General features: G+C 56.2%; 5 protein-coding genes and 1 pseudogene. 4 read left to right on the forward strand and 2 right to left on the reverse strand.

The annotated features are described in order from the left end of the window. Window positions 1-183, forward strand: a pseudogene (locus BUB78_RS21040) (hypothetical protein); the annotation flags it as partial. A gap of 5 nt (window positions 184-188) precedes the next feature. On the opposite strand, the gene BUB78_RS19755 reads toward BUB78_RS21040, so the two are convergent. Both BUB78_RS19755 and BUB78_RS19760 read right to left on the reverse strand, forming a co-directional pair. Beyond that, window positions 189-1,523: an MFS transporter gene (locus BUB78_RS19755; protein ID WP_073201116.1), complete on the reverse strand. Its 1,335-nt coding sequence runs from the start codon at window positions 1,521-1,523 to the stop codon at window positions 189-191. A gap of 9 nt (window positions 1,524-1,532) precedes the next feature. Further along, window positions 1,533-1,805 carry a metal-sensing transcriptional repressor gene (locus BUB78_RS19760; RefSeq protein WP_073201118.1) on the reverse strand — a complete coding sequence of 91 codons (273 nt, stop codon included), beginning with the start codon at window positions 1,803-1,805 and terminating at the stop codon, window positions 1,533-1,535. A 64-nt stretch (window positions 1,806-1,869) separates the two neighbouring features. On the opposite strand from BUB78_RS19760, the gene BUB78_RS19765 reads away from it, so the two are divergent. The 3 genes from BUB78_RS19765 to BUB78_RS19775 all read left to right on the forward strand — a co-directional run bounded on the left by BUB78_RS19765 (window position 1,870) and on the right by BUB78_RS19775 (window position 3,664). Then, window positions 1,870-2,229: a hypothetical protein gene (locus tag BUB78_RS19765; protein WP_139279416.1), complete on the forward strand. Its 360-nt coding sequence runs from the start codon at window positions 1,870-1,872 to the stop codon at window positions 2,227-2,229. A 102-nt stretch (window positions 2,230-2,331) separates the two neighbouring features. After that, window positions 2,332-3,033: a HupE/UreJ family protein gene (locus BUB78_RS19770; protein ID WP_073201122.1), complete on the forward strand. Its 702-nt coding sequence runs from the start codon at window positions 2,332-2,334 to the stop codon at window positions 3,031-3,033. Between the two features lie 16 nt (window positions 3,034-3,049). Continuing rightward, window positions 3,050-3,664, forward strand: coding sequence for a transmembrane anchor protein (locus BUB78_RS19775; RefSeq protein WP_073201124.1), 615 nt, complete (start codon window positions 3,050-3,052; stop codon window positions 3,662-3,664). Window positions 3,665-3,942: the final 278 nt, after the last annotated feature.

Consider the following 3,942-nt stretch of genomic DNA (forward strand, 5'->3'; position numbering starts at 1 on the left):
AAACCGCGCAAACAGGCCGGACACATGACTGCTTCTGACAAATGCACAAATCTGATCAAAAATGTCTTGCTATGCAGGAGCCATCCACACAAGACCTTCGCTGCACTCTGTTTGAAGGTCTGCAATGCGGGACAAAGCACCATTTCGCTGCGGCTGCGCCACTGGCCGCTTTTCCATAACTGATGCCCTTAACGGCTATCTAATTCTCGCATCCGTGGCCAATGGGGGTGATAGTCATCAATGACGATAGGATGACTGTGGATTCGGCCATGCCGGACATGTGGATGGTCTATTGGAAGGTCGTCGTGCGAATGCTTCAAGGACTCGCTGCTTTCTTCCGGCCAAAGAACGATCCCGCTGATCATGCCGATACCCGCCAGCAACGCCAACACCGCAAATGCTACCGGTGGCCCGGAAACTGTGACCACCCAACCTGCGAGTGGATATGTTACCAGCCAACAAGCATGCGATAGTGCGAACTGGGCGGCGTAAACAGCGGGGCGGTCTTCCGCGTGTGCGGATCGTTTGAGCAAGCGTCCCGAGGGGGTGAGTACGGCGGAATAGCCGACCCCTATGATGAACCACCCCGCCAACAGCGGTATCCATCGCGTATCATACACCAGTGACATCAGCGACAGAGCCAAGAGCGCAATGACCAACACCATCGCACCGCCGATCATCACCGGGCGGTCGGGGCGGTTGTCCAACACCCTCGGCAAAAGGATAGCGGCTAGCATTGATCCGCCGCCAAAGGCCCCGAGGGCAATGGCAACCTGGCTATCGCCAAGGCCGAGGTAAGAGCGCACAAGGACCACCGTGTTCACCAGCACCATCGCACCCGCTGCTGCTGCGGCAAAGATGAGCGACAGCAACCCCCGGAGGCGTGGAGTAGCGAGGTAAATGCGCATCCCGCGCGTGGTTCGATCATATATGCCCCTCGGTGCGGTTGGTTGCGGGCTGGGCAACAGCACCGAGACGACTAAAAGGGCAGAGCCGACAAAGCCGACGACGGTGCCGATGAACAAAGCTTGGTAACTTACAAATGCCAGAAGGAGAGCCGCCAACATCGGGCTGATGATGTTTTCCAGATCGTATGCAAGGCGGGACAGGGACAGCGCACGGGTGTAGCGGTCCTCTTCTGGCAGGATGTCAGGGATTGTGGCTTGAAAGGTCGGCGTAAACGCAGCGGATGCGGATTGCAGCACAAAGATTAGGATATAGACCTGCCAGACTTCGGTGACGAAAGGCAGGCAAAGAGCGACTGCAGCTCGGACCAGATCGAGGCTGACCAGCATAGTCCGACGAGGCCAGCGGTTGGCGAAGGCCCCTGCAATCGGCGCAATACCGACATAGGCTACCATCTTGATCGTAAAGATTGCACCAAGTACCAGCCCAGCCCGTTCGCCCGACAGATCATAAGCCAACAGCCCCAGAGCGATGGTAGCCAACCCCGTTCCCAACAGCGCCACGACCTGTGCCACAAACAAGTGACGGTAAGTACGGTCAGCGAGGACGGAAAGCATGGGCGTTCCTTACAGATACTTCGTGATGGCCTTAAATTCGGCTGTGACAGGGGACCCCTTAGCACCCACCAGAGCATCGTCGAGACAGTTTTCGATGTGATCTTGGATCAACGTACGCTTGGCCTGTTGAACGGCCTTCTCCACCGCTTGGAGTTGCTGGGCGATGTTCGCGCAAGGCTGCTCATCCTCAATCATCTTGATGACGCTTGCGAGGTGCCCATTGGCACGTTTCAGCCGCTTGATAATGGCCGGGTGGGTTGCATGAGGCACATATTTTGTCATATCACTTTGCTAATCCCCTAGGGGGGATCAGACAAGTGGGCCGAGACCCATAAGAGCAGGTAGAATGACACGGAAGATCACGGGATACCTGAGAGGAATGCTGACCATCGCTTTGGCGCTTGGTATGCTCCTGTCTGCGAACTCCCGTTCCGTCACCCATGACTTCACTGAACTGGTGAAGATTGTTGCGGACCATCATGCTGAGATTGAAGAGCATGGCCACGCCCATGAGGACATCATCGATGTCATGCACGCCTATCACGGCCATAGCCACGAGATCGCCGATCACGACCACAATATTGCCTTTCTGCCACCGCGCGATGCATCCGGTGCTCTTTTGCCGACGAGCAAAAGTTGGGCGATGACAAACATCGCAATGCGAGATCGGCACTACTACGGCTTGGATCGTCCGCCACGCGTGTGATGCCGCGCCTTTAAAGGCGTCTCGATACATCTCACTCAACAAACGGAAAATCCAAAAATGTTACCAAACCGATCCTATCGGTCGGGGCCTCAGGCGCATGCTATGCGACAGCCTTGGACCATTTTCGCCGCCACCGTCCTGATGCTCATCGCCCTCGCGACCTCGGCCTCTGCTCATGCAGTTACGCCGGGCGATGCAGGTTACATCCAAGAGATTTTCGGGGTGCATGTCATCTCGTTCATCTATCTGGGCGCAAAGCATATGATCACAGGTTATGACCACATCCTGTTCCTGCTTGGCGTCGTCTTCTTCATCTACCATATGAAAGACGTCGCCATCTACGTCAGCATCTTTGCTGTCGGTCACTCTGTGACGATGATTCTGGGCGTCTGGTATGGCTGGGGCATCAACGCCTATATCATCGACGCAATCATCGGCCTGTCGGTCGTCTATAAGGCGCTCGACAACCTCGGGGCTTTCCAGAAATGGTTCGGGTTTCAGCCCAATACCAAGGCGGCGACACTTATCTTTGGTCTGTTTCACGGTACGGGTCTGGCGTCAAAAATCCTCGATTATCAAATCGCCGAGGACGGGCTGCTGGGTAACCTTCTGTCCTTCAACGTTGGCGTCGAACTCGGACAGCTTCTGGCGCTCTTCGTCATCCTGATCGTCATGGGATACTGGCGCCGCAGCCCGAACTTCATGCGTCAGGCCACTGTCGCGAACGTCATCATGGTCCTGCTTGGGCTGTTGCTGACTTACCAACAAGTCATGGGCTACATCGGCCTTCATGCCCACGTCTAATCGATTGGAGAGAACAATGAACAACGCACCAAAACCAAATATCGAAGACCTGCCAACTCTCGGACAGCTACGCCGGTCATCGCTCATAGCGGCCATCGGGGCCGTGGCCATCGGCGTAATGGTTTATCTGCCCGCAGAATACGGGACCGACCCGACCGGCGCGGGCAGCATCCTCGGCCTGACGGAGATGGGCGAGATCAAACAGCAACTGGCGGCAGAAGCGGCAGCCGACGAACCGCTCCACGGTGGCGATGAGTCCTCATCACTGATGAATGACATCTTCGGCCTGTTTGTCTCAACCGCTCATGCACAAGAAGCATGGCAGGACGAGATCACCTTTACCCTCGCACCAGGCGAGTCCACCGAGATAAAAGCCACAATGCAAGAGGGTGTCACCCTGACCTACGCTTGGGCGGCGACAGGCGGTCGGATCAACTTCGATCTTCACGCACATGCTGGCAGTGACGCAGTGACCTACGAAAAAGGCCGTGGTCAAACATCTCGAGAGGGCAGTTTTGAAACCCCCTTCGCAGGGGATCACGGCTGGTTCTGGCGCAATCGGGACAGTGCTGATGTCACAGTGACGCTGCAACTGCGCGGCGACTACAGCGAGATCGTTAATAGCGAGTAAGGTAAAAATTGGTCACCTGCGCTTCAATGTGCAGGTGATTACAAGGCCAGTGGTTTCCACCTAAAGCCGACCTTCGCCGCACAACAGAAAATCGGTAAAGTGGGCTCTGACCCGTCACTCGCCGCAATCGGCGTGAAGGTCCGCTGTCGGGCAACGGCGTAAACTTTGCAAAGCCCGCTTTCTGCGGCGGTTTCAACGGGTCGATGCAACACATGCATTGAAACGCTCGGCGGGTGTTTCGTAGTTGAGCGTTTTTCGGGGTCGTTCGTTGAGCTGCC

It is taken from the genome of Roseovarius marisflavi, from assembly GCF_900142625.1.
Taxonomy (GTDB): domain Bacteria; phylum Pseudomonadota; class Alphaproteobacteria; order Rhodobacterales; family Rhodobacteraceae; genus Roseovarius; species Roseovarius marisflavi.